Here is a 1273-nt window from a genome sequence, read left to right as displayed (position 1 = left end):
CCAGGCCCAGGCTGCGACCTCCACCCGGTTACGGGCGTCGAGCTTGGTCTGGATCCGCGCCAGATAAGTCTTCACCGTCGACAACGACAAGAACAGCTCGTCGCAGATCTCCTGATTCGTGCGCCCCACAGCCACCCGGTGCACGATCTCCAGCTCGCGCTGACTGAGCCCGGCAGCCGCCGCATTACCCGGTGTCGGGGTCCGCTCGGTCTCCTCGAGGCGGCGCAGCAGTCGGACCGTCACCGACGGTGACACCAGCGCATCCCCACGGGACGCCGCACGCACCGCCTCCACCAGCAGCTCCGGGGAGGCGTCCTTGAGCAGGAACCCGCACGCCCCGTTGCGCAGCCCGGTCCGCACGTAGTCGTCCTGGTCGAACGTGGTGATCAGTACGACGTTCAGCGGATCGGCCACGCCCGGCCCGGCCAGCTGCCGCACCACTTCCAAACCGTCCAGGCGCGGCATGCGAATGTCGGCCAGCACCACATCCGGGCGCAGTCGCCGTGTCAGGTCGATGCACTCCACACCATCGGCCGCCTCTCCGACCACGGTGATGCCCGGCTGCGCCTCCAAGATCAGGCGGAACCCCGTCCGCACCAACTCCTGGTCATCCGCGATCACGACATTGATCTGGCTCTCGGCCTTGCGAGCGTTCATGGCTCAGAACTTCCGACTATCCGTAGGACTCAAGGCCGTTGCTGTTCTTGCGGCTGCCTGTCTGCGCCCTTGAGCCGACGCTCGTTGCCGGCGAGGATGTGCGCGCGCATGGCCCGGCCAGCGGCCTCGGCGTCGCCCATCAGTATGTGGTGGGCGATCATCGCATGCTCCTCCGCCGCTTTGAGGATGTCGTCCGGTGCGTGGTCGGCGGCTCGCATCGCGCCCTGGAGCAGTTGCGAGCTCGTATCGATCACATCCAGGAACAGCTGGTTGTGGGTAGCTTCGGAGACGGCGCGGTGGAAGGCGACGTCGTGCTCGTAGACGGCCTCGCGTCGCCGTACGGCGTTCTGGTAAGCCGCCAGCTGTTCGCGGATCCGCTCCAGGTCCTCATGCGTTGCCCGCTCGGTGGCCAGCTCCGCTGCCTGGCCCTCCAACGTCAGGCGGAATTCAACGAGGTCCTTGAGCGCTGACTCGTCCATCCGCCGCTCTGCCATCGTGTGTGCCAGCGCCGTGCGACCGTCGACGCGGGAGACCGTTGTGCCGGCACCAGCTTTGACCTCCAGCATCCCGAGCGCCACGAGCCCGCGTACCGCCTCGCGGAGGGTGTTGCGACCGA

At 67.4% G+C, this 1273-nt stretch carries 2 protein-coding genes; both read right to left on the bottom strand.

Annotation, left to right across the window (positions count from 1 at the left end):
• A partial coding sequence (locus ACZ5CR_RS45755) for a response regulator (RefSeq protein ID WP_468869763.1) occupies nt 1-657 on the bottom strand: 657 nt, incomplete at its 3' end.
• 29 nt (nt 658-686) lie between these two features.
• Nucleotides 687-1273: FadR/GntR family transcriptional regulator (locus ACZ5CR_RS45750; protein ID WP_468869759.1), on the bottom strand; the 587-nt coding region annotated here is incomplete at its 5' end.

It is taken from the genome of Streptomyces sp. NPDC031274, assembly GCF_055570235.1.
The sequence above is the reverse complement of the archived record's forward strand: the minus strand, read 5'-3'. Positions and strand labels throughout refer to the sequence as shown.